The sequence below is a fragment of the Limnohabitans sp. genome, assembly GCF_046052765.1.
In the GTDB taxonomy this organism is placed as follows: Bacteria; Pseudomonadota; Gammaproteobacteria; order Burkholderiales; family Burkholderiaceae_C; genus Limnohabitans.
Map to the genome: position 1 here is coordinate 1 of NZ_JAVLFQ010000065.1, position 25,097 is coordinate 25,097.

Below are 25,097 nucleotides of genomic sequence, written 5' to 3' on the forward strand. Positions count from 1 at the left end.
TTGTTTTCCGGGTAAGGGTAGAGCGCCGCGCAGCCGAAGATCACGCCATCGTGTTCAATCACCGAGTAGTTGCCTATGTCGCGCTCAATTTCTGTGCGTTCGCGACGCACCAGCGTGCCGTCGTTTTCAAAAGGTTCAATCAATTGAAGCACGCCGCCCAAATCGTCCGGTGTGGCTTCGCGCAAACTCTCTAAGCGCTCATCCACCACCATGGTGCCTATGCCATCGTGCACATAAATTTCCAGAAGTAAAACGCCATCCACCGCGAACGGCAGTATGTGGCTGCGCTCCACACCGTGCTTGCATGCTTTGACGCAGTGTTGCAGGTAAAAAGCGATGTCGGTCGGTTGATTGGCCGGCGGTGCATCTGCCAGCAGTTGCTCAGCCACATCCAGCGGCATTTCCGTGTCAATCGGGTTGTCTTCACCGGCGGGCTCCAAGGGCTTGATGCGTATGCCGGGCACTTCAGTCACGAAAATCAATTTGTCCGCTTGCAAGGCACTCGCTACCGAAGTGGCGACTTCTTCCATGGTCAAGTTAAAAGCTTCACCGGTCGGCGAAAAACCGAACGGCGACAACAACACCATCGCACCCAAGCTAAGCGTTTTGCTGATACCGGTGATATCGACTTTGCGCACCAGACCGGAATGTTGAAAGTCCACGCCGTCAACAATACCCACCGGCCGTGCGGTGATGAAGTTGCCCGAGATGACGCGAATGGTGGCGCCAGCCATCGGCGTGTTTGGTAAGCCTTGGCTGAACGCGGCTTCGATTTCATAACGCAATTGACCGGCGGCTTCTTGTGCGCAATCCAGCGCCACGCTGTCGGTGATGCGTATGCCGTGCGAATACTTGGGCGCATGGCCTTTCGCTTTGAGTTGCTCGTTGACTTGCGGGCGAAAGCCATGCACCAGCACCACTTTCACGCCCATGCTCTGAATCATGGCCAAGTCTTGCACCAGACTGGGCAATTTACCTGCTGCAATGGCTTCACCTGATATGGCGACCACAAAGGTTTTGCCACGGTGCATATGTATGTAAGGAGCAACCGAGCGGAACCAGGGGACGAAAGTGAAATTAAAAACAGTGGACATGGGTTTGAGCTTTAAGGCTTTAGCAGAATCAATTGTTTAGAGGGCAGCAAGCGTGTGAAGTCACGATCGAATGTGCAGAGTGTCTCACCAGAATGCAAGACGGTTGCCGCAATCCAAGCATCGCTAACCAGATTGCCCCTGACTTGTCGAGTCAGACATAGTTCTCTAAAGTGCGGCCAAGCTGCTCCTTGCGTTTGAAATTGCACGCCTGGACAACTGAGCAGACTGTCTAGGAAGTTGCTCACATCTTTCAAGGGATCAATTTCGTGGAATATTTTGGGGTGGGTGGTGATGCGAACAAAACCAGTCACCACCATGCCCAGGAGTTGCAAACTGACGCGACCATTGCCCGCCTGACGCACTGTGTCGTCCAGCCACTGGTGTGCGGTGAGGTGGTGCGGGTGATCCGGACGGAAAGCCGACACCAGCACGTTCACGTCGGGTGTCATTTGAGATTGCTGATGTCCATGTTGGCATCCATGGCGTCATAAAAGGAACGGTTGCTGCAGGGGTCTATGCCCGGCATCAGGCCGCCAGTGGACTTAGAGATCGGCAGTTTAGGGATAACTGCCGGTGCAATAGGTACTTCTTGCCGCACATAGGCAGCCAGCATTTCGCGCACCTTCGCGCTGAGCGAGGTGCCTTCTTGAATGGCTTTGATGCGCGCTTGTTTGACGAGGTTTTCGTCCAGAGAGATGGTGAGATTGGTCATTTGGAAACTCCCTCCAAAGTCTATGTGAACCAGTGTAGCACGTGAATATGTGAATCTGTGACGTGGGATAATTAGCGCCGTGACAAAGCCCAACCCGCCTCAAGCCATCGATTTTCCCGAAGACCTGCCGGTCAGCGCCCGCCGCGATGACATCATGTCGGCGATTCAAGCCCATCAAGTGGTCATTGTTTGCGGTGAAACCGGTTCGGGCAAAACCACGCAATTGCCCAAAATGGCGTTGGCACTTGGCAGGGGAAGCTGGAAGAAACTGGGGTTAGAGCCCGGGAAATTGGGGTCAGATACCGATTTTGCGCAGCAAAACTCGGGCTCTGACCCCAATTTATCGGTGTCTGACCCTAATTTCACCAAACCCAAACGCCGCCAAATCATCGGCCACACCCAACCCCGCCGCATCGCCGCCACCTCTGTGGCCAAACGTATCGCCGAGGAGTTGAAAACACCATTAGGCGATGTGGTCGGCTACAAAGTACGGTTCCAAGACAAGTTGTCGCGTGACGCTTCGGTCAAGCTGATGACAGACGGTATCTTGCTGGCAGAAACACAGACCGATCCGCTGCTGTTGGCCTACGACACGCTCATCATCGACGAGGCGCACGAGCGTAGCCTGAATATTGACTTCTTGCTGGGTTACCTCAAACAAATATTACCGCGTCGTCCGGATTTAAAAATCATCATCACCTCGGCCACCATAGACGCTGACCGCTTCGCGCAACATTTCGCCAGCGCCAAAGGTCCGGCACCCGTGCTCATGGTGTCGGGCCGCACCTTTCCGGTTGAAATGCGCTACCGCCCATGGGAAGAAAGCCGCGAGTACGACATATCAAATGCCATCTCTGATGCAGTGGATGAACTGTGGTCAGGTACCCCTCGCGGCGATATATTGGTGTTTCTGCCGGGCGAGCGTGAGATACGCGAAGCCGCCGAACACCTGCGCGGCCATTTGTCGCACAACGTGTATACGCGCCACGTGGATGTGCTGCCGCTGTTCGCGCGCCTCACGCAAGCCGAGCAAGAGCGCGTGTTCGAGACCGGTGGCGCACCGCGTATTGTGCTGGCCACCAACGTCGCCGAAACATCGCTGACCGTGCCGGGTATTCGTTTTGTGGTTGATGCCGGATTGGCACGCGTCAAGCGTTACAGCTTTCGCAGCAAGGTCGAGCAGTTGTTGGTTGAGCCTATCAGCCAGTCGGCAGCTAATCAACGCGCCGGTCGCTGCGGCCGTGTCTCTGACGGTATTTGTATTCGACTTTATGACGAAAAAGATTTCAACGGCAGGCCACGTTTCACCGAGCCTGAAATATTGCGCAGCTCGCTGGCCGGGGTCATTTTGCGCATGATGTCGCTGCACTTGGGCGATGTGGCTGACTTTCCCTTTCTAGAAGCGCCACGACCCAAAGCGATTGCCGATGGTTTTCAGTTGCTGAACGAACTGGGTGCTGTACACGAGGACAACAGCCTTACACCTGTTGGCAAAACACTTGCCAAATTGCCCTTAGACCCGCGCGTGGCGCGGATGATTTTGGCGGCGCGTGAGTTGAACTCGTTAAGAGAGGTGCTGATCATCGCCTCGGCGCTCAGCGTGCAGGACGTACGCGACCGCCCCTTGACAGCACAAACGCAAGCCGACCAAGCGCACGCCAAGTTCAAGGACGAAAAAAGTGAATTCAGCGGCTATTTGCGCTTGTGGGATTGGCTGGAAGCGTCGCGCGGCGGCGAGCGCACATCTGTTGACCACCAAGGTGCTGGTGCTAGCAAACCTCCACAAGTGCAGGCCAAGCAAGGAAAGCAAGCCCAAAGCAATGGGCCTCCAAGCCCAGCTGGCGCGACCCATAAACTCAGTAACCGTCAGCATGAAAACCTGTTGCGACAAAACTTCATCAACATACGGCGCTGGCGCGAATGGCGCGACGTGCATTCGCAACTCTTGACCGTGGTGAACGAGCAGCGCTGGGCGATGAACGAAAAACCATCCAGTTATGAGCAATTGCACCAGTCCATGTTGACCGGACTGCTTGGCAACATAGGCTGCAAACAAGACGAAGAAGACATCTACCTTGGCGCACGTGGCATCAAGTTTTACCGCCATCCCGGCGTGCATTTAAAGAAGAAACCCGGCAAGTGGTTGGTGTGCGCCGAGTTGGTGGAGACCACGCGTTTGTTCGGGCGCGGCATTGCCAATATCGACCCCGTGTGGCTGGAGCAAGCCGGCGCGCATTTGCTGAAAAAACAATTGCTGGACCCACATTGGGAAGCTAGGCAAGGCGATGTGGTCGCGTTCGAACGCGCAACGCTTTACGGTTTGGTGATTTACAGCGGACGAAAAGTGCCTTTTGCCAAAGCTGATCCGGTGTTAGCCAGACAAATATTCATTCAGCAAGCGCTGGTTGAAGCGCAGTGGCAAACAGAGTTGCCGTTCATGGCAGCGAATAAAAAACTCATCGCGCAAGTGATGGACTTGGAACACAAGTCACGCCGCCAAGATGTGTTGGTGGACGACAGCATGATCCAAGCTTTTTACGAACAGTTATTGCCTGAGGACGTTTGCAATTGCAAAGGCTTGGAGCGCTGGCACCGTGACGAGAGCCGCCGCAGGCGCGACGCGGGTGACAACAGCGAGCCTTTGTTGATGACGCGTGAATCGCTGATGCGGCACGAAGCTGTAGGTATCACCGCGCAGGCATTTCCGAAGATGGTGCGTTTAGGCGGTGTGGATTGCGCCGCGCAATATCTGCACGCGCCGGGTGACGCCAAGGACGGCGTGACTGTGACCGTGCCTTTGTTTGTGCTTAACCAGGTGAGCGAAGAACGCGCAGAGTGGCTGGTGCCCGGCATGTTGAAAGACAAGATACAAGCGTTGCTCAAAAGCCTGCCGCAGCGCCCGCGCAGCAGGTTTGTGCCGCTGCCTGAGAGCGCCGCTCGCTTGGCGGCTGAGTTGTCAGCGCCTGAGGTGTTTGGCTCGGGTGGTTTGACTGACGTGCTGTTGAAAAAAGCCCGTGATGAAACCAGTCTGGACATCAAACGTACCGACTTCAAGCTGGACATGTTGAGCGCGCATTTCTTCATGAATTTTCGCGTGGTAGACGAACACGCACGACAGTTGGGACAGGGCAGAAATCTTGGCGCGTTGAAGGCGGAGTTGGGCTCTAAGGCCAGAGGTGCCTTTCAGGCGTTGGCGGGGTTGAAGTTGGCTTCTTCAACTGAGAAGTTGGGGTCAGAGGAATTGGAGTCGGTGAAATTGGGGTCGGTGAAATTGGGGTCAGATCCCGATTTTGCGAAGCAAAACTCGGGCTCTGACACCAATTTCTCGGACTTTGACCCCAATTTCGTGAACAACAATTTCAAGTCAGAGAAAAAGGGCTCTGACCCCAATTTCAAGTCAGAGAAAAAGGGCTCTGCCCTCAATTCCCAGATCGCTAATAAAAAATACACCAACTGGTCCTTCGGCGAACTACCCGAGTTGATGGAAATCAGCAAAGGCGGGCAAAGCCTCATCGGCTTCCCCGCCTTGGTCGACTTAGGCGACGCGGTCAGCATCGAAGTGTTTGATGAGCCAGATGTCGCCGCTACCAAAAACCGTGCTGGATTACGCCGCTTGTTTGCATTGCAAATCAAAGACGCGCTCAAGTACCTCGAGAAAAACATACCAGACATGCAAAAAATGGCGGTGGCTTATATGCAGCTAGGCAGCGCCGATGAATTGAAAGTGCAAATTATTGACGTGGCGCTGGACCGTGCGTTTCTGCTCGAACCCTTGCCGAACGATGAAGCCAGCTTTAAGCGGCGTATAGACGAGGGGCGCGGGCGCTTGACCTTGATAGCGAACGAAGTGGCGCGTTTGTCGTTGGGCGTGCTGAGCGAGTTTGCGCTGGCACAGCGAAAAATCAAAGACACCAAAAACGCACCGGATGCCACCGCCGACTGCACCCAGCAACTGCAACGACTGTTACCAAAAAACTTTTTGGCCGCCACCCCGTGGCCGCAGTTACAATATTGCGCACGCTACTTGAAAGCCATCAGCCTGCGGTTGGAGAAATACCGAGCTGACCCTGCGCGTGACGCGCAACGATTGGCCGAGCTGAAACCGCTGGAGCAAAAGTATTGGCGGCTGGTGGTCGAGCGCAAAGGCCAGACCGACTCGCGCATGCTGGAGTTCAGGTGGTTATTGGAAGAACTGCGCGTGAGCTTTTTCGCGCAAGAGCTTAGAACGCCGCAACCAGTGAGTGTGAAACGGTTGGAAAAAGTATGGGCTCAGCTTTCGCACTGAGCACATGATTTTCAGCGTAGGCTCAGGTCTTCCTGAAAGGCATGTGAGTCGTGGCTAGAAGGTTTGAGGGCAGTCGAATCACAGAGAAAATTTTTGAACAGTTCTGGTCAATTTTCCATGGACTCCGCAATCCTCACTGCGTTCAACTCCGGGTTCAGCAGTTGCGCAAATTCAAACACAAATTGCCTCAAATAAGCCTGCTTTTTAAATGCAATGCGTGCCAAGTTGCGACCGAACAAATGCCCTGCGGGGCGAACCAGCAGGTCTTCGTCGGTGATGTCGCGCACCGCCATTTCGGCGACGATGCCCACGCCCATGCCTAAGCGCACATAGGTTTTGATCACGTCCGAGTCAATCGCTTCCAGCGCAATGCGCGGCGTCAGGTGTAGGGCGGCAAAGGCTTTGTCAATGCGTGTGCGACCCGTGAATGAGGGGTGGTAAGTGATGATGGGCTCATTCGCCAAGTCGCTGAGTTGCAGGTCTGCTACCGAAGCAAGCGGATGGTCTTTGGGCAGCACTAGCACGTGTTCCCATTCGTAACAGGGCAGGGTGATCAGCTCTGGGTAATCCGACAAAGACTCGGTCGCAATGCCAATTTCTGCGGTTTCGTCCATCACCATGCGAGCCACTTGGTCCGGCGCGCCTTGGTGCAGGCTGATGTTCACGTTCGGGTAGGCGCTGCGCAATTGCGCGACGGGAACAGGCAGCACGTAACGCGCTTGTGTGTGGGTGGTGGCGATAGACAAAGTGCCTGAGTCTTGGGTGCTGTATTGCTCGCCTATGCGCTTGAGGTTGTTTACCTCCCTCAAAATAATGTCTATGCTTTTGAGCACGTGCTCGCCGGGTTCTGTCACGCGTTTCAAGCGTTTGCCGTGGCGGCCGAAAATTTCAATGCCCAATTCTTCTTCCAGTTCCAAAATGGCTTTGGACACGCCGGGCTGCGAGGTATGCAGCGATTTGGCGACTTCAGTGAGATTGAGGTTACGTTTGACAGCTTCTTGGACAAATCGGAATTGGTGTAGGTTCATAACGAATCCATATAACGACAGCTGTTCATTATGCCTTTATTCGGGGGTAATGGCCGCTAAAAGCTCATATAGCTGGCTCGTTGGCTGCATGACTCAGACATCCCCCACTGTCAGCAGCCGGCTATCAAGCGACGGCAATACGCGCCAATAGATCCAGCAGATCAGGGTGCTCGCCGACCGCAGGCTGGCACTCAAAAGACACTTCGGGGTACTGTTGCTCAAGGTCAGCCATCATTTGGGGAAGATCGTGTCGAACATGTTTTCCGACGCCCAAAAACATGGGCACCACGCGTATGTGGGTCACGCCTTTGGTCAGCAAATCGGCCACCGCTTGCGGCAAATCGGGTTGACTCATTTCCAGGTAAGCACATGCGACAGGCGTTTGGGGTTGCATTTGTGCCACACGCGCTTGGACTGCCTGCATAGGCAAATGCCATTGTGGGTCACGCGAACCGTGGGCGAACAAAATGACGGCTTGCATCAATGTCTCAACACCAGACGAGCGAACGCCAACAGCGAACCTGTCATGAACACCAGCCCTGGCGTTGCTGCAGCGAGCCAAGGTGACCATGAATTCAAATTGCCTATGTAGCCAAACAAGTTGTTGATCAGAACAAAGGTAATGCCCAGAACCACGCCCAAAAATACCATGGTGTTCATATTTGCATTTCGTAAATGCAAGTAAGCAAAAGGCAAAGCCAGAACCACCATCACCATACAACTCAGCGGATAAAACACTTTCTTCCAGAAATCAATTTCATAACGAAGCGATGCTTGTTCATTTTTCTTTAGGTGGGTAATGTATTTGAATAAATCCCAAGTAGCCATTTTTTCAGGTTTTAAGATGGCGACTGACACCATGTCTTCGGTCAATCCATTGGGCCAAATCAAGGTGTTGAGTTTTAATCGGTCAATATTTTTATCGATGCCGTCAGTGAATTTATCTTGCACGACTTCTGAGAGTAGCCATCCTTCGTTAGAGTCCATGAAGACCCCGGAAGCTGCATAAATGATGGTGGTCAATTTTCCTAGTTGGTTGAATTCAAAAATACGTATGCCTGTCAACTGTCCATCACGGTTCAACGCCAACACATTTGCAATACTTGACGAATCGGTTTTGTTTTCTTTAAGCCAAGCACCGGATGCGCCATTGCTAATGGATTGCCCAAGATAACGGGCTTTGAGCAATTGAGCCTGCCGACTGCTAACTGGTGTGACGTAGTCGCCCACCACAAAAGCAAGCAACACAAAAAATAAACCGAGTTCCATCAATGTCTTCAGCGCACGCAATGGTCCTAGACCACTGGTACGCATGATGGTGAATTCTGAACTTTGTGCCAATCGGGCCATCACAAAAATGGTGCCTATTAAAACAGTGATAGGTAATAGTTCATAAAGATGATTTGGGATCATTAACACCACATACCACATGGCATGTTGCATGGAATATCCAGGGCCTGGGCCGCTGCCAATCAGCTTGAGTTCATCGATAGCATCAAAGAAGAAAAATAATGCAACAAATCCGAGCGTTGCAAAACCTACTTTTTGAAGAACTTCCCGGTAAATCATTCCCCTTAAGGTTTTCATGCCTGAATCACTTTGACTGAAACTTCTTTGCGTTGTTTGGTGAAGATAAGTCCTTGCTGTTGTCGCCAGTAAAGAATACCCAAAGCTAAAAGGAGTACCGGCAAATGCAATGTAATGAGCATCTGCGTCAAACTCATCATCTCATTTGCAATCCAGCCCCTGCTCATGTTGACCATGTTGTAGTAAGTAAAAAAACTGATGATGGTAACTATCAATGAGCCTGATCGCCCGCTGCGAGGGTTGATAAAAGGTATGGCAATAGCCAAAATGGTTAAGTTCAAAGCTGCGATGGCCATTCCAATCCTCCAGCCAAGTTCACCTAAATTAACCGGTGTGGGTGTGGCGAGAAGACCCAAAGGTTGGGTGGTCTGAGCATCCGCTGAACTAAGTTGAATAGGAAGTGTGTCTATCTTGGAAGCGTGAGTCTCAAATTCGACCAATTTAAATTCATTTTTTTCTGGTTTGATTTCAATCCGCTGACCATTGTGTAAAACAAAAAATCGGTTGTTTTCTCTGGTTTCAATGATGCCAGTTTGTGCCGTCACAATAGACTGGGTGTTGTTTTCATTTGAAACTATAAATATTCGGTTACCGTTATTTTGAGAAATGCTGGTGTTGTCAATATAAAAAACCCTTTTCCCATCCGCTGATTCTTGAAATTGTCCAGGTTTGATTCTTTCAAGGTCTCCTCGTCTTTCGAAGCGTTCGCGCAAATCTCTGATTTGTAGATTTGACCAAGGCCATGCCATCAGAGATAACGCAGTAATAGCAATCAACCATGGCCAAGCGAATTTGAAGGTCGGGGCCAGCAGCGACAACACACTTTGACCACTCGATTGCCAGACGACCATTTCGCTTTCTGCATACATGCGCGAGACCGTAGAAACCATGGCAATGTAAAGACTCAATGTCAGCAAGGAGTGCAAATTGCCCATGGCTGTGTAGCCTAAAACCATTCCCACATCCTTGGGATTGAATTTGCCCATAGAAGCGTCACCGAATGTTCGAATCAACCATACGGTGATCACAATGATGGTTAAAACCACCAATGTGGCCCAGAAATACCGCGCCAGTTCTTGCCGAAAGGAGGAATCGAATAACATGGTCGTTGGTTTTAAAAGGGCTAATTATGAACTTGGATCTACAAACACTATCTTGGGCACAGGCGGCATCTTTACATGTAGACGCCTTGATCGTCCTAGTTTCTCAGAAACAGACAAAACATACCGGCCTTTTGTCAACCATGTTGTCTCAAGCGGAAAAGTCGGGCGATTTCAACCGAGCTGTCGGTCAATGTATGCTTTGGTGGAAGCCTGTTGGCCTGAAAACGCAGCGCTTGGTGTTTGCGGCGACTGGAGAGGGAAGACCTCAGGATGTGCGTCAGGCTGTGACCTTGGCCATTCAGTCCGTGAAAAAAACCAAATCAAGCAAAGTAGCCATTTGTTTGGATGAAGGGCATTCTCATCACTTGGTCATAGCTGCTCAGGCTGCCGCTGATGCTGCCTACGTTTATTCCCATACCAAGCCTAGCGCTAAATTGACTGGAATTACCCAAGTCGTTATTGGTGTGCCTGATGCCAAGTCAAGCCAACTTTCATTTTCTCTTGCCAAAGCGCAGGTTAGCGGGGTTGCTTTGGCGCGTGAATGGGGAAACCGGCCAGCCAACCATGCCACGCCTGATTTGTTGGCTAAAGCGGCCAAAGCCCTGGCGAAACACCCCTCTATTTCCTGTGAAGTTCTTGGGCTGAAAGAGGTATTGCGTTTAGGCATGGGCTCATTCGCTGCTGTTGCTCAAGCATCATCCCAGCCACTTCGGTTCATCATTCTGAATTACAAAGGCACAAATGCTTCGAAACCCCCAGTCGTATTGGTGGGCAAAGGGATAACTTTTGATACTGGCGGCATTTCGCTCAAACCTGGCCCGGGCATGGATGAAATGAAATTTGACATGTGCGGTGCAGCCAGCGTGCTGGGCACTTTTGAAGCACTGGCCCACTTAAAACCCAACGTAAACGTGGTTGGTTTGATACCTGCTTGCGAAAATATGCCGGGCGGTCAAGCCCTCAAGCCAGGCGATGTTGTCACAAGTATGAGTGGACAAACCATTGAAATATTGAATACCGATGCAGAAGGTCGGTTGATACTTTGCGATGCTCTCACCTATGCCAAGCGTTTCAAACCGACTGCAGTTATTGATATTGCCACTTTGACGGGTGCTTGCGTGATCGCCCTCGGACATTTGCGCAGTGGTTTGTATGCGACCGACGAAAAACTTGCGCAGCAACTGTTGCAGGCAGGTGAACAAAGCCTTGATTTGTGTTGGCGTATGCCGTTGGACGAGGAATACGCCGATGGCTTGAAATCCAATTTTGCAGATGTGGCCAACGTTGCTGATCGTGCAGCTGGTTCAGTCACTGCCGCAAAGTTTCTGGAACGCTTTGCCAAAGACTTCCCTTGGGCACATTTGGACATTGCTGGTACAGCTTGGAAAAGCGGTGCAGCCAAAGGCGCAACGGGGCGACCTGTGCCCGCTTTGCTTGCCTATGTCATGATGCAGGCAAACTTGTCTCCAAAACCCGCTTCAAAAACATCAGCTCCAACAAAAAAATAATCCTGTCTACTGTTGGGAAACCGCTCCTATGACTGAAATTGCCTTCCATTTCAATACGACTGACAAGCTGGATTACGCTTGCCGCTTGTTGAGGAAAGCGTTTGCAAACGCTGCCAAGGTAGTGGTGACTGGAGAGGAACAACAATTGCATGCACTTGATTCGGCTTTGTGGTCATTCAGTGCACAAACTTTTATTCCCCATTGTATTTACGATGCAAGTATCGAAACGTTGACGCATACACCTGTGGTGTTGGTCCCTGGTTCGCAATTGCCAGAAACGCTATTACACAGGCATGTATTGTTGAACTTGGGACAAGGCTTGGTCAAAGGCTTTGAAGCCTTTGAGCGCATCATTGAAATTGTTTCTGTGAATGATGAAGACAAAAGTCAGGCGAGAAAACGATGGAAATATTATGCGGACAGAGGCTACGCATTGCTTCGACATGATGTAGCTACTGTCGCACCATGAACAAGCCGGTTTCACCTCACACACAGGTACCGCAATTGAAGGATGTGATCCGCATCAATGATTCTTTACGACCGGCTGTGCTGCCTTGGAGTCCCAAAGTGCTAGTCAGAGATGCCTTGAAGAGTGAATATTTGGTCCAAGATGTTTTGGCCGAGGAAGTGATTGAACGGGTGCAGAATCGCATCACTGACATCATGCCTGAGCTTATCCGCGAAGCTGTCGAACATGTGTTGACAGAGCACGCCAAAAAAACAAATGGATAATCTTTTTGATAAGTTTTAGTAGGTAACTTTATGCAATTACCCACTTAACAATCAGTATTTCCTATAGTTGTCTTTAGGAATTGTTTTTTTAGTAACATGCGTTTGCAATCACTTGCAATCAACCATAAATTCTAGGGGATCATCTTGAAAAATCAACTCACGCTACTAGCACTTGCAGCCTGTTTCGGTGGAACTGCGTTCGCACAGGACATCGTCAAAATTGGACACGTCGCACCTCTAAGTGGGCCGATCGCTCACTTAGGTAAAGACAATGAAAATGGGGCTCGCCTGGCCGTCGAAGAGCTCAATGCAAAGGGCGTCACTATTGGCGGTAAAAAAGTTAAATTTGAATTGCTAGCGGAAGATGATGCTGCCGATCCCAAACAAGGCACTGCAGCTGCTCAAAAACTGGTTGACCAAAAGGTGAACGGCGTGGTTGGTCATTTAAATTCAGGCACATCTATTCCGGCATCCAAGATATACAGCGATGCGGGTATTCCACAAATTTCACCCTCATCCACCAACCCTAAATTCACCCGACAAGGCTATAAAACAACTTTTCGTGTGGTGGCAGACGACGTTCATCTGGGTGGAACCCTTGGTCGATACGCTGTTCAAAAATTGAGTGCAAAAAATATTGCTGTGATTGATGACAGAACTGCTTACGGTCAAGGTGTTGCCGATGAGTTTGAAAAGGCTGCTAAAGCAGCTGGCGCCACCATTGTGGGTCGCGAATTCACAACGGATAAAGCAACTGACTTCACAGCCATTTTGACCACCTTGAAGGGCAAGAAGCCTGATGTGATTTTTTTCGGTGGAATGGACGCGGTAGCTGGTCCGATGATCAAACAAATGAAAGCGCTTGGCTTGAACACCAAGTTTATGGGCGGTGACGGTATTTGTACCGGTGAACTGGTGAAATTGTCTGGAGACACCATTGCTGACAACCAAGTGTATTGCGCTGAAGCTGGCGGTGTTGAAGGTCCTCAGGAAAAGATTCTGGCTGATTTCAACGCGAAATTTAAAAAGCGTTTTAACGCTGATGTACAAATCTACGCACCCTATGTTTATGACGCAGTGAATGTCATGGTAGATGCCATGGTTAAAGCCAATTCATCTGACCCAGCCAAATACCTGCCTGTACTTGCAAAGACAGCAGGTTACAAAGGTGTGACCGGAGACATCGGATTTGATGACAAAGGCGATATCAAGAATGGTGCATTGACATTGCATTCATTCAAGGCTGGTAAAAAAATAACTATTGCTGTGGTTCGTTAACCTAGCACAAGTCTTAATTTCCAGCTCGTTTTTTGCCAGGATAAAACTTCCTGTTGAAGCAAATGTGTGGACTGAGGGAACCGCTGTGACCACAGCGGTTCTATTTTTAAATCAAAGCACCGAGGCGACTCTTTGGATTTTTCAATTCGCAAAAGTGCGCTTTCTGGATCTCTTCTTGCGTGACACAAAATGACGGCGAGACGTAAGCTCAGTAATTGGTAAACCAAATGCTCATCTTCAAAATCCACATCCAGCTTTCTCAATTTGCCCTTATGGCCAAGTACCAACAAACTTAACCTATGCAATTCATGTTTCGCAAATCCAGGCGTATCTGTGTTTTCGATAATGTAGGCGCCGTGTTTGTGAGAATCTGTATGTGAAATCAAATTACCTATCTCATGCAGTTGTGCTGCCCAGTCTAATTTTTTCTTTAATCGTGTCCACTCAGGAGCGCCTTCATCGTAAGTCTGTAATGAACTAAGAAATTCAGAGGCTAATCTGCTAACCCTTTGCGCTTGTGATGCATCAGCTTGAAAGGTTTTACGCAAAGCGGCGATTGTCATTGCACGTATGTCTTTGTCTTCATCTTCTCTGTCAATGAGGTCATACAAGACCCCGTGCCTTAGTGCACCTGGAGTGACTAGGAGTTCATTGATGCCAAACAAATCAAGTAAGGCGCTTAGTACGCTCAAACCTCCAGCTATCACCGCTTTTCGATCCTCTTTGATACCCTCTAAGCGCAATTTATCCACGTGACCGATGCGAATCAATTCATTCTTTAACCAATCAATCCCTTCTTGTGTGATTCTGTCTGATGGCCACCCAGCTTGAGTCAGCGCTTCTGAAACTGCACTCACGGTACCGGAGGACCCGTACGCTTTGTCCCAAGCGTCTTTTGCAAAAATAGGCAAAGCTTCATCCAATATGGCCTTGGCTGCAATTTCCGCTCGTTGGAATGAGCTGGCAGAGAATTCGCCGGAGGAGAAATATTTCATACTTGATGCCACACTGCCCACACGGTATGACTCAAGCTGCAGTGCCTCTTTATTTTTTCCGATGATAAATTCTGTAGACCGACCACCGATATCAATAACAAGCCTGCGCTCATCAGATGAGGGAAGTAAATGAGCAACACCTTGGTAGATCAATCGCGCTTCTTCTCTGCCAGAAACAACTTCGATAGGAAAACCCAGTATTCGGTTGGCTTTTTCAAGAAACATTTTTGCGTTACGCGCTTCCCTGAGGGTCTGAGTCGCAACAGCTCTGACTTGAGTTGGTTCAAAACCTGAGAGTCTCTCTGCAAATCTTGCGAGGCAATCCCATCCCTTTTCCATCGATGAAACGCTTAAGTTTCTATCCTGATCAAGCCCGCTGCCTTGTCTGACTGCTTCTTTGAGATACTCATACCGTTGAAACAAACCATTGTTAAATCGACAAATCTCCAGTCTGAAACTGTTGGATCCAAGGTCAATTGCCGCCAGAAGGGTTCCGTTTTTCATTGTTGATCTGAGTTAAGGCGTGGAGAAAATAAAAAGTCTGAATACATTAAATAGCACATTAGTAATAAGAAAAAAACTTTCAGTTGAGATCTTACTCTCAAAATTGCAATTTAAGAGAACACGATGGACATGAAACTGTCATATTTTTCGCCTACATTCATTTCATCCTAATTTAGTTATAGACAGTTTTTTCTCAAGGAGTGCTCGTGAATTTTTCAAGAAACCTGATTTCCGCAGTTTTTACAGTAGCAATTTCAGCAAGTGCTTTTGCTTCCGACATCACCGGCGCTGGTGCTACTTTTCCATACCCCGTTTACAGCAAATGGGCTGAAGCTTTCAAAGAAAAATCTGGTGTCGGTGTGAACTACCAATCCATCGGCTCATCAGGTGGCATCAAGCAAATCAAAGCTAAAACTGTTGACTTTGGCGCCACTGATGCACCGTTAAAGGCTGATGAAGTTGAAAAAGAAGGTTTGGTTCAATTCCCCGCAGTCATTGGTGGTGTAGTTGCTGTGGTTAATTTATCCGGCGTCAATCCTGGTGATATCAAATTGACAGGTGAGTTGCTTGCAAAAATTTTCATGGGCTCCATCACTACATGGAATGACAAGCAAATCAAAGAGATGAACCCCAATGTGAAATTGCCAGACGAATACATTACCGTGATTCACCGTGCTGATGGATCTGGAACCACCTACACATTCACTGAATATTTGTCTAAGGTAAGTCCAGATTGGAAAGACAAAGTGGGTTTTGGTGCTTCCGTTAAATGGCCTGCAGCAACCTCTGTTGGTGGAAAAGGCAACGAAGGTGTTGCAGCTAACGTCAGCCGTGTCAAAAATTCTATTGGCTATGTTGAGTACGCATATGCTAAGAAAAATAAACTTTCACACATCAACTTGAAAAATAAAGACGGCAACATCGTTGAACCTGATGATTTGACGTTCGCCGCTGCTGCTGCTGGCACCGATTGGTCTAAGTTTCCTGCCATGGCTGCATCTTTAACAGATGCTTCAGGTGCAAAGTCTTGGCCCATTACCACAGCAACTTTTATTCTGATGTACAAACAGCCTACCAACAAGGCGGCAGCAGCTGATGCACTCAAGTTTTTTGATTTTGGTTTCAAGGACGGCAAAAAAATGGCAATTGATCTGGACTATGTTCCATTGCCAGATTCCACCACTGATTTCATACGCAAAAACGTATGGTCTAAAATCGAAACTAAATAATTTAAAAGTCTTTTGAATAGCTGATCAACCGAAGACCTCAGGTCTTCGGTTGAAACCTTTAGACACTTGGTTATATATCGACAATGAACAATCCTAAAAATAATAAATTAGCAAATATTGGGAAATTAAAGTTAATGCGCTTACAGGACTTCGTCTTTGAGCATCTCACGCTTTTATTTGCTGGTACCACGCTTCTTGCTTTATCAGGGATTATTATTTCTTTAGCTGTCAGCGCTTGGCCAGCATTAGAAGCTTTCGGCTTTCCTTTTTTTTACACCATCGAATGGGACATCATTAATTCTGAATTCGGTGGATTGATTGCTATTTTTGGAACTCTATCAACCGCTTTGATCGCCATTCTTATAGCTGTTCCGCTGGCTTTTGGCATTGCAGTCTTTTTGACTGAGATTTGTCCGATGAATTTAAGGCGTCCACTGGGTACTGCTGTCGAATTACTGGCTGCAGTTCCTTCAATTATTTATGGCATGTTTGGATTATTTGTTTTTGCTCCGTTATTTGCAGAATATGGCCAGCCATTTCTGGCTTCAACATTAGGCCAACTCCCTTTTCTTTCCATTTTCTTTGCCGGCGCTTTTAACGGAATTGGTATCTTGGCTGCTGGATTGATTTTGTCCATGATGATTCTTCCTTTTATCGCATCTGTCATGCGCGATGTTTTCGAAATCGTTCCTCCTGTATTGAAGGAATCTGCATACGGTTTGGGATGCACAACTTGGGAAGTGGTCACTCAGATTGTTTTACCTTATACAAAAGCAGGAGTGATTGGTGGAATCATGCTGGGGTTGGGTCGTGCGTTGGGAGAGACAATGGCAGTTACATTTGTTATTGGTAATGCTCATAAACTGTCCTCGTCATTATTTTCTCCTGGAAATTCCATCGCTTCCACGCTCGCTAATGAGTTCGGTGAAGCAGAACCAGGTCTGCATTACTCTTCTTTATTTGCTTTAGGTCTTGCCTTGTTCGTGATTACCTTGATTGTTCTTTCATTGGCCAAATGGATGCTGATCAGGGCGGAAGCCAAAAAAGGCATGAAAACATGAGACATCTTAATGATCAACACTCCTTCTGACACTTACAGTCAAGCTGCAAGTCAAATTAATATGAGCCAACAATCCAATTTCAATGCGTCTATCTACGCAAAGCGTAAAAGGCAAAACTTGATTGGTTTGCTTTTGTCGATATCTGCAATGGTTGTTGGCTTGGCATTTTTATTTTGGATATTAGGATTGCTTTTCTTCAAGGGATTTTCTGTCCTGAGTTTTGACCTATTCGTGAATAAAACTCCTGGGCCTGACAGCGATGGCGGGGGGCTTGCCAATGCAATACTTGGAAGTTTGATGATTGTGTTTTCCTGTACGCTTGTAAGTACGCCGATTGGTGTAATGGCTGGAATCTATTTATCTGAGTTTGGAAAAAACAGTCCATTTGCCAACATAACCAGATTCTTAAACGACATCATGTTGTCCGCCCCATCGATTGTGATTGGTTTATTTGTATACGCACTTGTGGTGGTGAACGCAAAACATTTTTCTGGTTGGGCCGGAACGTTGGCACTCAGTTTAATCGCCATACCAGTCGTCGTCAGAACCACAGAAAACATGTTGAGTTTGGTGCCAGTGAGTCTGCGAGAAGCAGCATTTGCTTTGGGCGCACCCAAGTGGAGAGTATCTACATTTATTGTTTTGAAGGCAGCCCAAAGTGGCGTGATGACGGGTGTATTGTTGGCTTTAGCACGAGTCAGTGGTGAGACAGCACCCTTGCTATTTACGGCTCTCAATAATCCATTTTTAAGTTTCAATATGAATGCACCAATGGCAAATCTGCCTGTGGTTATTTTTCAATTCGCCATGAGTCCATACCAAAATTGGGTTGACTTGGCTTGGGCTGGCGCTTTATTGATCACTTTGGCTGTTCTTGGCTTAAATATATTGGCCAGGGTTTACTTCCGCAATAAAGTGTCTCTTTGACCACTGATATTTTTGAGAGAAATCACAATGTCTACTACTGAAATGCCCGTGTTAACAAAGCAAAAAAATATTCTTGAAGCCAGAAATTTAAATTTTTATTACGGCAATTTTCATAGCCTAAAAGATATCAATTTAGATATTCAAGAAAACAGTGTCACTGCATTCATTGGGCCTTCAGGTTGCGGCAAATCTACATTACTGCGAACCTTTAACCGTATGTATGACCTCTATCCTGGCCAAAGAGCGACAGGAGAAATTAATTTCAAAGGGGAGAATATTCTTGCCTCTAACCAAGACTTGAATTTGTTGCGAGCACGTATAGGAATGGTTTTTCAAAAACCGACCCCTTTTCCAATGTCAATTTATGACAATATTGCTTTTGGTGTTCGTCTTTATGAAAATTTGTCCAGAAGCGAAATGGACGATAGAGTTGAATGGGCACTTCAAAAAGCGGCTATCTGGAATGAAGTGAAAGACAAGTTAAGCCAAAGTGGTTTATCTTTGTCTGGTGGTCAGCAGCAAAGATTATGCATAGCAAGGGGCATAGCGGTTAAGCCGTCTATATTGTTACTTGACGAACCAACGTCAGCGCTTGACCCTATATCAACAGGTAAAGTGGAAGAATTGGTATCAACGCTAAAGAGTGAATACACCGTTGTGATTGTTACGCATAATATGCAGCAGGCCGCAAGGGTTTCAGATTACACGGCATATATGTATCTAGGTGATCTGGTTGAATTTGGTGATACTGAGCAAGTGTTTTTTAAACCCAAACGAAAAGAAACTGAAGACTACATCACAGGTCGTTTTGGCTAATTTATTTTTTTCTAAGGACTTTCATGCCTGATAAACACTTATCCTCACAGTTTGATAATGAACTCAATGGGGTTTCATCTCGTTTGATGGAGATGGGCGGCTTGGTTGAATCTCAAATTCAACAAGCTGTATATGCACTTTCTTTGTTTGTTGAAGAAGTTGCAGATCAAGTGATCAAAACTGAAAACCAAGTGAATATGATGGAAGTGGAAATTGACCGTGAGTTGTCTACCATCATCGCTCGCCGACAACCTACCGCCAAGGACTTACGCTTGTTGATGGCCATTTCAAAAGCAACGGCCAACTTAGAGCGTGCCGGTGATGAGGCCAACAAAATTGCGCGGATGGTTAAATCGCTTATTAACAATGGCAGTTTGAGATCTCTGCCATCATCTGAGTTGCGCCTAGCTACTGAAATGGCCAGCGGTTTACTTCGAAAATCATTAGATGCATTCGCACGATTGGATACATCGACAGCACTCACTATATTGAAAGAAGATGATTTAATTGACAAAGAGTTTGACGGTTTCGTTCGTAAATTAATCACCTACATGATGGAGGATCCCAGAACCATTAGTTCAAGTTTGGATTTACTCTTCGCAGCAAAAGCACTTGAACGAATTGGTGATCATGCTAAGAATATTGCTGAATTGATTATTTATATCGTTAAAGGTGAAGATGTACGGCACACTTCACTGGAGCATATTGAGTCAACACTTCAATAAATCATGCGTCATTTACCCAAGGTTTTGATAGTAGAAGATGAGCCATCTATTGCAGAATTAATCTGCATCAATCTGAGGCATAACGGTTTAACTCCAACTTGGGTTGAGAATGGAGAAAAAGCCCAAATTTCCATTGATGAAGTTTTACCAGATGTCATTCTTCTGGACTGGATGTTGCCAGGTCAGAGCGGAATCTATTGGGCCCGAAAATGGCGAAATGATTCACGCACTAAAACCATTCCCATACTTTTCTTGACAGCTAAAAGTGAAGAAATTGACAAAGTTTCTGGTCTGGATGCAGGTGCAGATGATTACATTACCAAGCCCTTCTCTACTCAGGAATTGATGGCGCGTATCAGATCCGTTTTGCGCAGACGATCACCGCAGCAGGCTGAAGATGCCATCACCATTGGTGAATTGCATTTAGATGGAGCGACTCACCGAGTAACTTTATCAGGCATGCTTTTGAAAATGGGTCCAACTGAATTTAAGCTGCTCAATTTTTTGATGCACCATACTGAAAGAGTCCACAGCAGGTCACAGCTTTTGGATAAAGTATGGGGAGACCATGTATTTATCGAGGAAAGAACAGTAGACGTTCACGTTAAGCGATTGCGCGAAGCCTTGGGGCAAGCGGGCGACATGATTGAAACTGTAAGAGGCGTAGGATATAGATTTACAAATCAATCACATACTTAAAACTGCCATAATCTTTAAATGATTGGTAGATTGATTAGCTTAATATTTTGGCTTTGCATTGGTTCAGGTATCGGTATATTTTTATCAGATAATTCTGGTCAGTGGCTGCTTTATGCAAGCTTAGGGATGCTATCAGTAGTTACAGTTTTGTATTTGTTGGAAGTTAGTCAAGTAGAAAAATTATTTCAATGGATCAGACAACCCGAGACAAATTCCAGTATAAAAATTGGTGCTCGATTTGCTGATGCTATCAATCGAATCTCTCGATTGATTAACAATAAAGATAAATTAAGGTTGGTAAGCGAAGAAAGTTTACGGCAATTTCTAGCAGCCATCCAAGTATCACCACATGGTGTCATTATTTTAGATAAAGACATGAGAATCCAATGGAGCAATCAAACCTCATCACAACACCTTGGTTTAGATGCTAATTTGGATTTACAGCAATTGATAGGTAATATGCTTCGTAATCCTACTTTTACAGATTATGTGAATTCAAAATCTTTTGACCATGAGATCATTATTGAAGGTCGATTGCATCGGGTAGATAGACCACATAAATTGGGTATTCAATTGTTTCCTTATGGCGACGGCCGTATGCTTTTATTGTCGCGTGATGTGACGTTGATTGAACAAGCAGAAACTATGCGCAGAGATTTTGTTGCAAATGTTTCTCATGAAATTCGAACTCCACTGACTGTTCTCTCAGGATTTATAGAAACCCTTCAGTCCTTACCTCTGAATAAGGATGAACAGGATAGATACTTGGAATTGATGGCAAAACAATCGTATAGATTGAAGTCGCTTGTTGAGGATTTACTTACCTTATCTCGACTCGACGGACGTCCTTTGCCTAGTCATAATCAATGGGTATCTTTGCAAAAGATATTTAAACAACTTGAAGATGAAGCTGTTGGTCTTTCTTTTAAATTACATTCATTTGAAACTGAAAAACAATCAATTAAATTTGTTATTGATAAAAATTCTATTGATACAGAAATTTTAGGTTCTTCAACTGAATTGATAAGTGCATTTTCAAATTTAATCAGTAATGCAGTTAGATATACACCTGCCAATGGTGAAATTCTTGTTTCTTGGAACGAATTCGACACAAAAGGAGTTTTTAGTGTGAAAGATTCAGGGCAAGGAATAGCGCCTGAGCATTTTCCACGCTTGTCAGAGCGGTTTTATCGTATAGATAGAAGTCGATCCAGGGACACGGGAGGTACAGGTCTGGGTTTGGCTATAGTCAAACATGTCATGCAACGTCATGAAGGCACGATGGAGATTGAGAGTAAGCTGAATATCGGGTCAAAATTTACGCTTACTTTTCCTGCATCCAGAATGCGTAAAAAACCTATGATTAATCCTGAGTGATTTTGTTTTTCGGTAAATTCTTTATGATGATGTATATCAAGCAAATACAAACAAATGCCAATGCAATCACACTCATTATCCAAAATGCTTCCGGTGACTCCATCGGAGCATACATTCCTAAGCCCTTATAGGCAAGAAAATATCCTCCAGTTAAACCTATCCCCCAAAGCATAGTTCCGTATACGATAAATGGAAGTAAAGCAATTTTAAAACTTCTAAGTATAAAAAAACACAAAGTTTGTATTGCATCTCCAACATGGAAGAACCCTACCAAAATCAATAACTTGGCAGCAACTTGTTTAACCGATTCGTCTTTTGCATATAAATCAGCAATTGAATCTGAAAATAGAAAAAGAATACACGCTATAAAAGTTGATTCTAAAATAATTACTTGAAAACCGATGCGAATAACTTTAAGAACATTTAAATTATTTTTTGCACCTATCCAATAACTCAATCTTGCACTGACAGCAATCGAAAATGAAAGTGGAATCATATAAATAAGTGCCGTCATATTCGCTGCAATCTGATGACTGGCAGTAGCCATTGTCCCTAAGCGGGCAATGAATAGTGCCATTAAAGTGAAAGACGTTACCTCAACTAAAACGCTGAATCCATTCGGAATTCCTAACTTCACCATTTTCATGAGCTTAACTAAGTCGGGTTTTTCCAGAGAGCACCACACTTGAAAACTTTTATATATTTCATTGGTATGTAAAAGCCAGATGGCTACGAAGCACATCAAATAGCTGACAATCACGGTAGCAAGTGCACAACCCAGAATTCCGAGTCCGGGATACTCAGTTGTCCCAAATGTTAGAAGAATGGAAAGTGGTATTTTGACAATCAGCGCTGATATTTGTATCCAAGTGATGAGCCTAGGTTTTCCAATACTTTGATTCAAAGAACTGTAGAGCCTAAAGAATAGTGCTGCTGGTATTGCAATTGCAAGAGTGCCTAGGTAAGTTTGAATATATGGTTGAACTGATTCAGGTACTTGTGTCAGGTGCAATAAAAAATAAGGAGAAAGAAGAATCATTGCGCCTAATATGGACAATATCAACCATATATATAGCGCTTGTCTGAAATGGTATCCGATCGACTCTAGCTTTTTCGCTCCAAATAGCTCTGCAAATATAGGGAGTAAGGCTTGAATAACACCCAAAAGTGAAACATATACAGAAATATATATGGCAGAGCTGACCGATAAAACTGCGAGAGCTTGGGGTTCATATCTGCCGGCAATCACAGTGTCCGTGACGCCAAAAGCAACGACAGCTATTTGGCCAAGGAGCACAGTTCCAGCATGTTTTAGGATGATCTTTTTTTCAGTCATGTTTGGATGGTGCCACTCGTTTATAAATCGAAATTACGTCATTTTTATCACCAGGTCTCACCATAGTTTGTTGGAATAGCCATTCAGATTTATTCGGGATAGATGGTGTGGTTTTTTGTGAAGGCTTTATCAAGAGCCAATGACACGTCTGCTTAGGTTCAGAAATATGTTCAAAAACAAAATTTCCGTGAAAACTAAAACCTGCGATTTGATGTCTGTCTATGTTCGAAAAATAAATGCAAGTGTCATTGCCAATGATTTGACGTAATTGTTGAGTCCATGTTCTATAACTCAATGCATGGTCAAGAAATGGCAGCCATAAAGTCATAAGCAATATCCAGCATAAACTTGTGCCGCCGGCTGGAAGTATCAAACTTTTCCAGAGTGCCGATGGATGACGACCGACTCTCCAAATGACCAATTTAATCCAAAATACGGTTGCAGCGACTGCTGTTATCAATGGTAAGAGTTGAAATTGATGCATGTAACCAGGTACCAATTTATAGACATTTAAAGCGGGTTGAGTGGGTATACCTGTTTCAAGTGAAATCCATACTATCCAAATAGCCAAAGCACACACAGTAAAAAATAACAGTGTGAACCAATCGACTAATGAAGCAGCTGCTCTGCTGAATGTGGGTAATGCAAAAGCGGCGAGGGCAGAAATACTTGGCAACACAAGCAGCAATGTTCTGTCAGGATTTTCAGTAAATAAGCTAGAAAATAATGTGATAACAAAAAAGAAAATAGGGATCGTAAGGTGCTGAGTCCATGCTTGCTGTTGCCAATGACTTCGCCATTTCCAAATGCTCCAAGCTGCAAGAGGCCATGCGGGCCAAAGAAACCAAATCAATAACTCTGCTTGCTCTTTGATTTTGGCTCTCAATTCATAAGTTTTGACTATGCGCCATTGCCAGAGTTCCAAGTAAAAAATGAGAGAAACAATAGAAATAAAAGCTACAACTAGAAACAGTTTTTGATTTTTGGTTGATTGAGGATGCTGTAACCATAGAATGGATATACCTGCAAAAAAAATTGAACCTATAGTTGGCGCACCACTTAAGCTCAGAAGTATTGAACTAAGCAAGACACCCATTATTCCGATGGTTGGATAAAAAGCCAGGCTGGCAGCACTTGCAAAAATAATGCATACAGAATTAAGTTGAAACGCCATCGGAGTAATTTCATGGCTGGGTAATGCCAATCCAAGGCATGCAATGTAAGCCAATAAACCTGCGTCAGCCATTGACCATGCGTAATCTTTAGGGTTTGCTTGACCGCCAAAAGCAAATGCGACAGGTTGAGCTTTGGGGTTTCTTCCCAAAAAATATATGCCAAGCCACAAACAACCCATTCCTAATAGATTAAAAAGTGCAAATACACTTCTAGCAGCAATATCGGGACTTAACCATGTAAGCCACTGCATGGCAAGCATACCAAGCCAATAGGGCAATAACGCATCCAGTTCAGGCGCTATTCCCGCCATATTGATGTTAAATAACGAGGATGAGTGATTGGCTAAACTCATCATATAACCTAGCGAGGTTAAATCAATACTTTTCCATGGGTCTCGGCCAAATGAACCTGTTAAAACGTAAATGACGCATAAAGCGATTAATGCGTATTTCGGCAATCGTTGGACTGCAAGATCAGATACGATTGCCGGCGATGGCGTATTCATCTTTGGTTAATTTAGTCAACTACATTTGATTTCAGAAATAAAAAAAGCAGCCTATTAAGCTGCTTTTTTCCAGAGAGCAATGGTTATTTAGCTGCAGTTTTACCGTATTTGTTGCGGAATCTTTCAACTCTACCGCCCATGGTATCAACTGATTTTTGCGTGCCAGTATAAAAAGGGTGAGATTCACTAGAAGTATCCAATTTGTAAAGTGGAAGTTCGCGACCATCGTCCATCTTGATGGTTTCTTTGGTATTAGCGCATGTGCGAGTAACAAATTTGAATCCGTTTGATAAGTCTACAAAGCAGACTTCGCGGTACTCGGGGTGAATATTTTCTTTCATATCATTTCCTTGTCATTTCGACAGCCACAAGAGCCTATCCCTTGCACTTTTCGGTAACCTAGTATTATGCACGAACTGA

Annotated in this window: 23 protein-coding genes; 12 read left to right on the forward strand and 11 right to left on the reverse strand. The window is 46.0% G+C overall.

Annotated features, from left to right (window positions below):
• The 3 genes from argA to AC9UG7_RS09085 form a co-directional block, all read right to left on the reverse strand.
• Positions 1 to 1,094: amino-acid N-acetyltransferase (gene argA / locus AC9UG7_RS09075; RefSeq protein ID WP_509586818.1), on the reverse strand; the 1,094-nt coding region annotated here is incomplete at its 3' end.
• 11 nt (positions 1,095 to 1,105) lie between these two features.
• On the reverse strand, positions 1,106 to 1,543 hold the full coding sequence (locus AC9UG7_RS09080) for a TA system VapC family ribonuclease toxin (protein WP_509586820.1): 438 nt from the start codon (positions 1,541 to 1,543) through the stop codon (positions 1,106 to 1,108).
• A complete protein-coding gene (locus AC9UG7_RS09085; RefSeq protein ID WP_509586823.1) occupies positions 1,540 to 1,806 on the reverse strand; it encodes a ribbon-helix-helix domain-containing protein in 267 nt (88 codons plus the stop codon). Before AC9UG7_RS09085 ends, AC9UG7_RS09080 begins: the two co-directional genes overlap by 4 nt.
• 154 nt (positions 1,807 to 1,960) lie before the next feature.
• On the opposite strand from AC9UG7_RS09085, the gene hrpA reads away from it, so the two are divergent.
• Entirely contained in the window at positions 1,961 to 6,091 is a 4,131-nt protein-coding gene (gene hrpA / locus AC9UG7_RS09090) for an ATP-dependent RNA helicase HrpA (protein WP_509587088.1), read from the forward strand.
• A gap of 107 nt (positions 6,092 to 6,198) precedes the next feature.
• Here the strand turns inward: hrpA and AC9UG7_RS09095 are convergent, their stop codons facing one another.
• The 4 genes from AC9UG7_RS09095 to lptF all read right to left on the reverse strand — a co-directional run bounded on the left by AC9UG7_RS09095 (position 6,199) and on the right by lptF (position 9,809).
• Complete coding sequence (locus AC9UG7_RS09095; protein ID WP_509586826.1) at positions 6,199 to 7,119, reverse strand: CysB family HTH-type transcriptional regulator; 921 nt, start codon at positions 7,117 to 7,119, stop codon at positions 6,199 to 6,201.
• A 124-nt stretch (positions 7,120 to 7,243) separates the two neighbouring features.
• Positions 7,244 to 7,600 (reverse strand): sirohydrochlorin chelatase, encoded by a 357-nt coding sequence (locus tag AC9UG7_RS09100; RefSeq protein WP_509586828.1) that lies wholly within the window; start codon positions 7,598 to 7,600, stop codon positions 7,244 to 7,246.
• On the reverse strand, positions 7,600 to 8,706 hold the full coding sequence (gene lptG, locus AC9UG7_RS09105) for an LPS export ABC transporter permease LptG (RefSeq protein ID WP_509586830.1): 1,107 nt from the start codon (positions 8,704 to 8,706) through the stop codon (positions 7,600 to 7,602). The genes AC9UG7_RS09100 and lptG overlap by 1 nt, the downstream gene beginning before the upstream one ends.
• The gene (lptF, locus tag AC9UG7_RS09110) at positions 8,703 to 9,809 is read right to left on the reverse strand and encodes an LPS export ABC transporter permease LptF (RefSeq protein WP_509586832.1); all 1,107 of its coding nucleotides are present in this window, start codon (positions 9,807 to 9,809) and stop codon (positions 8,703 to 8,705) included. The genes lptG and lptF overlap by 4 nt, the downstream gene beginning before the upstream one ends.
• A gap of 26 nt (positions 9,810 to 9,835) precedes the next feature.
• Here lptF and AC9UG7_RS09115 point away from each other — a divergent pair, with 26 nt between their 5' ends.
• From AC9UG7_RS09115 to AC9UG7_RS09130, 4 genes are all read left to right on the forward strand, one after another.
• A complete protein-coding gene (locus tag AC9UG7_RS09115; protein WP_509586834.1) occupies positions 9,836 to 11,317 on the forward strand; it encodes a leucyl aminopeptidase in 1,482 nt (493 codons plus the stop codon).
• 28 nt (positions 11,318 to 11,345) lie between these two features.
• The gene (locus AC9UG7_RS09120) at positions 11,346 to 11,786 is read left to right on the forward strand and encodes a DNA polymerase III subunit chi (protein WP_509586836.1); all 441 of its coding nucleotides are present in this window, start codon (positions 11,346 to 11,348) and stop codon (positions 11,784 to 11,786) included.
• Positions 11,783 to 12,049: a hypothetical protein gene (locus tag AC9UG7_RS09125; protein ID WP_509586838.1), complete on the forward strand. Its 267-nt coding sequence runs from the start codon at positions 11,783 to 11,785 to the stop codon at positions 12,047 to 12,049. Before AC9UG7_RS09120 ends, AC9UG7_RS09125 begins: the two co-directional genes overlap by 4 nt.
• A 144-nt stretch (positions 12,050 to 12,193) precedes the next feature.
• Positions 12,194 to 13,327, forward strand: a complete 1,134-nt coding sequence (locus AC9UG7_RS09130; protein WP_509586840.1) for a branched-chain amino acid ABC transporter substrate-binding protein — start codon at positions 12,194 to 12,196, stop codon at positions 13,325 to 13,327.
• Here AC9UG7_RS09130 and ppx read toward each other — a convergent pair.
• Positions 13,324 to 14,826: an exopolyphosphatase gene (ppx, locus tag AC9UG7_RS09135; RefSeq protein ID WP_509586842.1), complete on the reverse strand. Its 1,503-nt coding sequence runs from the start codon at positions 14,824 to 14,826 to the stop codon at positions 13,324 to 13,326. The two genes, AC9UG7_RS09130 and ppx, sit on opposite strands and share 4 nt — an antisense overlap.
• Before the next feature lie 206 nt (positions 14,827 to 15,032).
• Here ppx and pstS point away from each other — a divergent pair, with 206 nt between their 5' ends.
• The 7 genes from pstS (at position 15,033) to phoR (ending at position 21,660) form a co-directional block, all read left to right on the forward strand.
• A complete protein-coding gene (gene pstS, locus AC9UG7_RS09140) occupies positions 15,033 to 16,055 on the forward strand; it encodes a phosphate ABC transporter substrate-binding protein PstS (RefSeq protein WP_509586844.1) in 1,023 nt (340 codons plus the stop codon).
• Between the two features lie 83 nt (positions 16,056 to 16,138).
• A complete protein-coding gene (pstC, locus tag AC9UG7_RS09145) occupies positions 16,139 to 17,116 on the forward strand; it encodes a phosphate ABC transporter permease subunit PstC (RefSeq protein ID WP_509586846.1) in 978 nt (325 codons plus the stop codon).
• A gap of 60 nt (positions 17,117 to 17,176) precedes the next feature.
• Positions 17,177 to 18,043, forward strand: a complete 867-nt coding sequence (pstA, locus tag AC9UG7_RS09150) for a phosphate ABC transporter permease PstA (RefSeq protein ID WP_509587090.1) — start codon at positions 17,177 to 17,179, stop codon at positions 18,041 to 18,043.
• Between the two features lie 27 nt (positions 18,044 to 18,070).
• On the forward strand, positions 18,071 to 18,859 hold the full coding sequence (gene pstB / locus AC9UG7_RS09155) for a phosphate ABC transporter ATP-binding protein PstB (protein ID WP_509586849.1): 789 nt from the start codon (positions 18,071 to 18,073) through the stop codon (positions 18,857 to 18,859).
• Between the two features lie 23 nt (positions 18,860 to 18,882).
• On the forward strand, positions 18,883 to 19,584 hold the full coding sequence (phoU, locus tag AC9UG7_RS09160; protein ID WP_509586851.1) for a phosphate signaling complex protein PhoU: 702 nt from the start codon (positions 18,883 to 18,885) through the stop codon (positions 19,582 to 19,584).
• A 3-nt stretch (positions 19,585 to 19,587) separates the two neighbouring features.
• The gene (phoB, locus tag AC9UG7_RS09165; RefSeq protein WP_509586853.1) at positions 19,588 to 20,283 is read left to right on the forward strand and encodes a phosphate regulon transcriptional regulator PhoB; all 696 of its coding nucleotides are present in this window, start codon (positions 19,588 to 19,590) and stop codon (positions 20,281 to 20,283) included.
• 18 nt (positions 20,284 to 20,301) lie between these two features.
• Complete coding sequence (gene phoR, locus AC9UG7_RS09170) at positions 20,302 to 21,660, forward strand: phosphate regulon sensor histidine kinase PhoR (RefSeq protein WP_509586855.1); 1,359 nt, start codon at positions 20,302 to 20,304, stop codon at positions 21,658 to 21,660.
• Here phoR and AC9UG7_RS09175 read toward each other — a convergent pair.
• From AC9UG7_RS09175 to AC9UG7_RS09185, 3 genes are all read right to left on the reverse strand, one after another.
• A complete protein-coding gene (locus AC9UG7_RS09175) occupies positions 21,647 to 22,996 on the reverse strand; it encodes an MATE family efflux transporter (protein WP_509586857.1) in 1,350 nt (449 codons plus the stop codon). The genes phoR and AC9UG7_RS09175 overlap by 14 nt on opposite strands.
• Complete coding sequence (locus AC9UG7_RS09180; protein WP_509586859.1) at positions 22,989 to 24,677, reverse strand: hypothetical protein; 1,689 nt, start codon at positions 24,675 to 24,677, stop codon at positions 22,989 to 22,991. The genes AC9UG7_RS09175 and AC9UG7_RS09180 overlap by 8 nt, the downstream gene beginning before the upstream one ends.
• Before the next feature lie 83 nt (positions 24,678 to 24,760).
• Positions 24,761 to 25,018 carry a type B 50S ribosomal protein L31 gene (locus AC9UG7_RS09185; protein ID WP_509586861.1) on the reverse strand — a complete coding sequence of 86 codons (258 nt, stop codon included), beginning with the start codon at positions 25,016 to 25,018 and terminating at the stop codon, positions 24,761 to 24,763.
• Between the last annotated feature and the right edge of the window lie 79 nt (positions 25,019 to 25,097).

What these genes read in the sequence shown, in the direction of transcription:
- AC9UG7_RS09080 (WP_509586820.1), bottom strand. Translation starts at nt 1,543, where the DNA reads ATGACACCCGACGTGAACGTGCTGGTGTCGGCTTTCCGTCCGGATCAC.
- AC9UG7_RS09085 (WP_509586823.1), bottom strand. Translation starts at nt 1,806, where the DNA reads ATGACCAATCTCACCATCTCTCTGGACGAAAACCTCGTCAAACAAGCG.
- hrpA (WP_509587088.1), top strand. Translation starts at nt 1,961, where the DNA reads ATGTCGGCGATTCAAGCCCATCAAGTGGTCATTGTTTGCGGTGAAACC.
- AC9UG7_RS09095 (WP_509586826.1), bottom strand. Translation starts at nt 7,119, where the DNA reads ATGAACCTACACCAATTCCGATTTGTCCAAGAAGCTGTCAAACGTAAC.
- AC9UG7_RS09100 (WP_509586828.1), bottom strand. Translation starts at nt 7,600, where the DNA reads ATGCAAGCCGTCATTTTGTTCGCCCACGGTTCGCGTGACCCACAATGG.
- lptG (WP_509586830.1), bottom strand. Translation starts at nt 8,706, where the DNA reads ATGAAAACCTTAAGGGGAATGATTTACCGGGAAGTTCTTCAAAAAGTA.
- lptF (WP_509586832.1), bottom strand. Translation starts at nt 9,809, where the DNA reads ATGTTATTCGATTCCTCCTTTCGGCAAGAACTGGCGCGGTATTTCTGG.
- AC9UG7_RS09115 (WP_509586834.1), top strand. Translation starts at nt 9,836, where the DNA reads ATGAACTTGGATCTACAAACACTATCTTGGGCACAGGCGGCATCTTTA.
- AC9UG7_RS09120 (WP_509586836.1), top strand. Translation starts at nt 11,346, where the DNA reads ATGACTGAAATTGCCTTCCATTTCAATACGACTGACAAGCTGGATTAC.
- AC9UG7_RS09125 (WP_509586838.1), top strand. Translation starts at nt 11,783, where the DNA reads ATGAACAAGCCGGTTTCACCTCACACACAGGTACCGCAATTGAAGGAT.
- ppx (WP_509586842.1), bottom strand. Translation starts at nt 14,826, where the DNA reads ATGAAAAACGGAACCCTTCTGGCGGCAATTGACCTTGGATCCAACAGT.
- pstC (WP_509586846.1), top strand. Translation starts at nt 16,139, where the DNA reads ATGAACAATCCTAAAAATAATAAATTAGCAAATATTGGGAAATTAAAG.
- pstA (WP_509587090.1), top strand. Translation starts at nt 17,177, where the DNA reads ATGAGCCAACAATCCAATTTCAATGCGTCTATCTACGCAAAGCGTAAA.
- pstB (WP_509586849.1), top strand. Translation starts at nt 18,071, where the DNA reads ATGTCTACTACTGAAATGCCCGTGTTAACAAAGCAAAAAAATATTCTT.
- phoU (WP_509586851.1), top strand. Translation starts at nt 18,883, where the DNA reads ATGCCTGATAAACACTTATCCTCACAGTTTGATAATGAACTCAATGGG.
- phoB (WP_509586853.1), top strand. Translation starts at nt 19,588, where the DNA reads ATGCGTCATTTACCCAAGGTTTTGATAGTAGAAGATGAGCCATCTATT.
- phoR (WP_509586855.1), top strand. Translation starts at nt 20,302, where the DNA reads ATGATTGGTAGATTGATTAGCTTAATATTTTGGCTTTGCATTGGTTCA.
- AC9UG7_RS09175 (WP_509586857.1), bottom strand. Translation starts at nt 22,996, where the DNA reads ATGACTGAAAAAAAGATCATCCTAAAACATGCTGGAACTGTGCTCCTT.
- AC9UG7_RS09180 (WP_509586859.1), bottom strand. Translation starts at nt 24,677, where the DNA reads ATGAATACGCCATCGCCGGCAATCGTATCTGATCTTGCAGTCCAACGA.
- AC9UG7_RS09185 (WP_509586861.1), bottom strand. Translation starts at nt 25,018, where the DNA reads ATGAAAGAAAATATTCACCCCGAGTACCGCGAAGTCTGCTTTGTAGAC.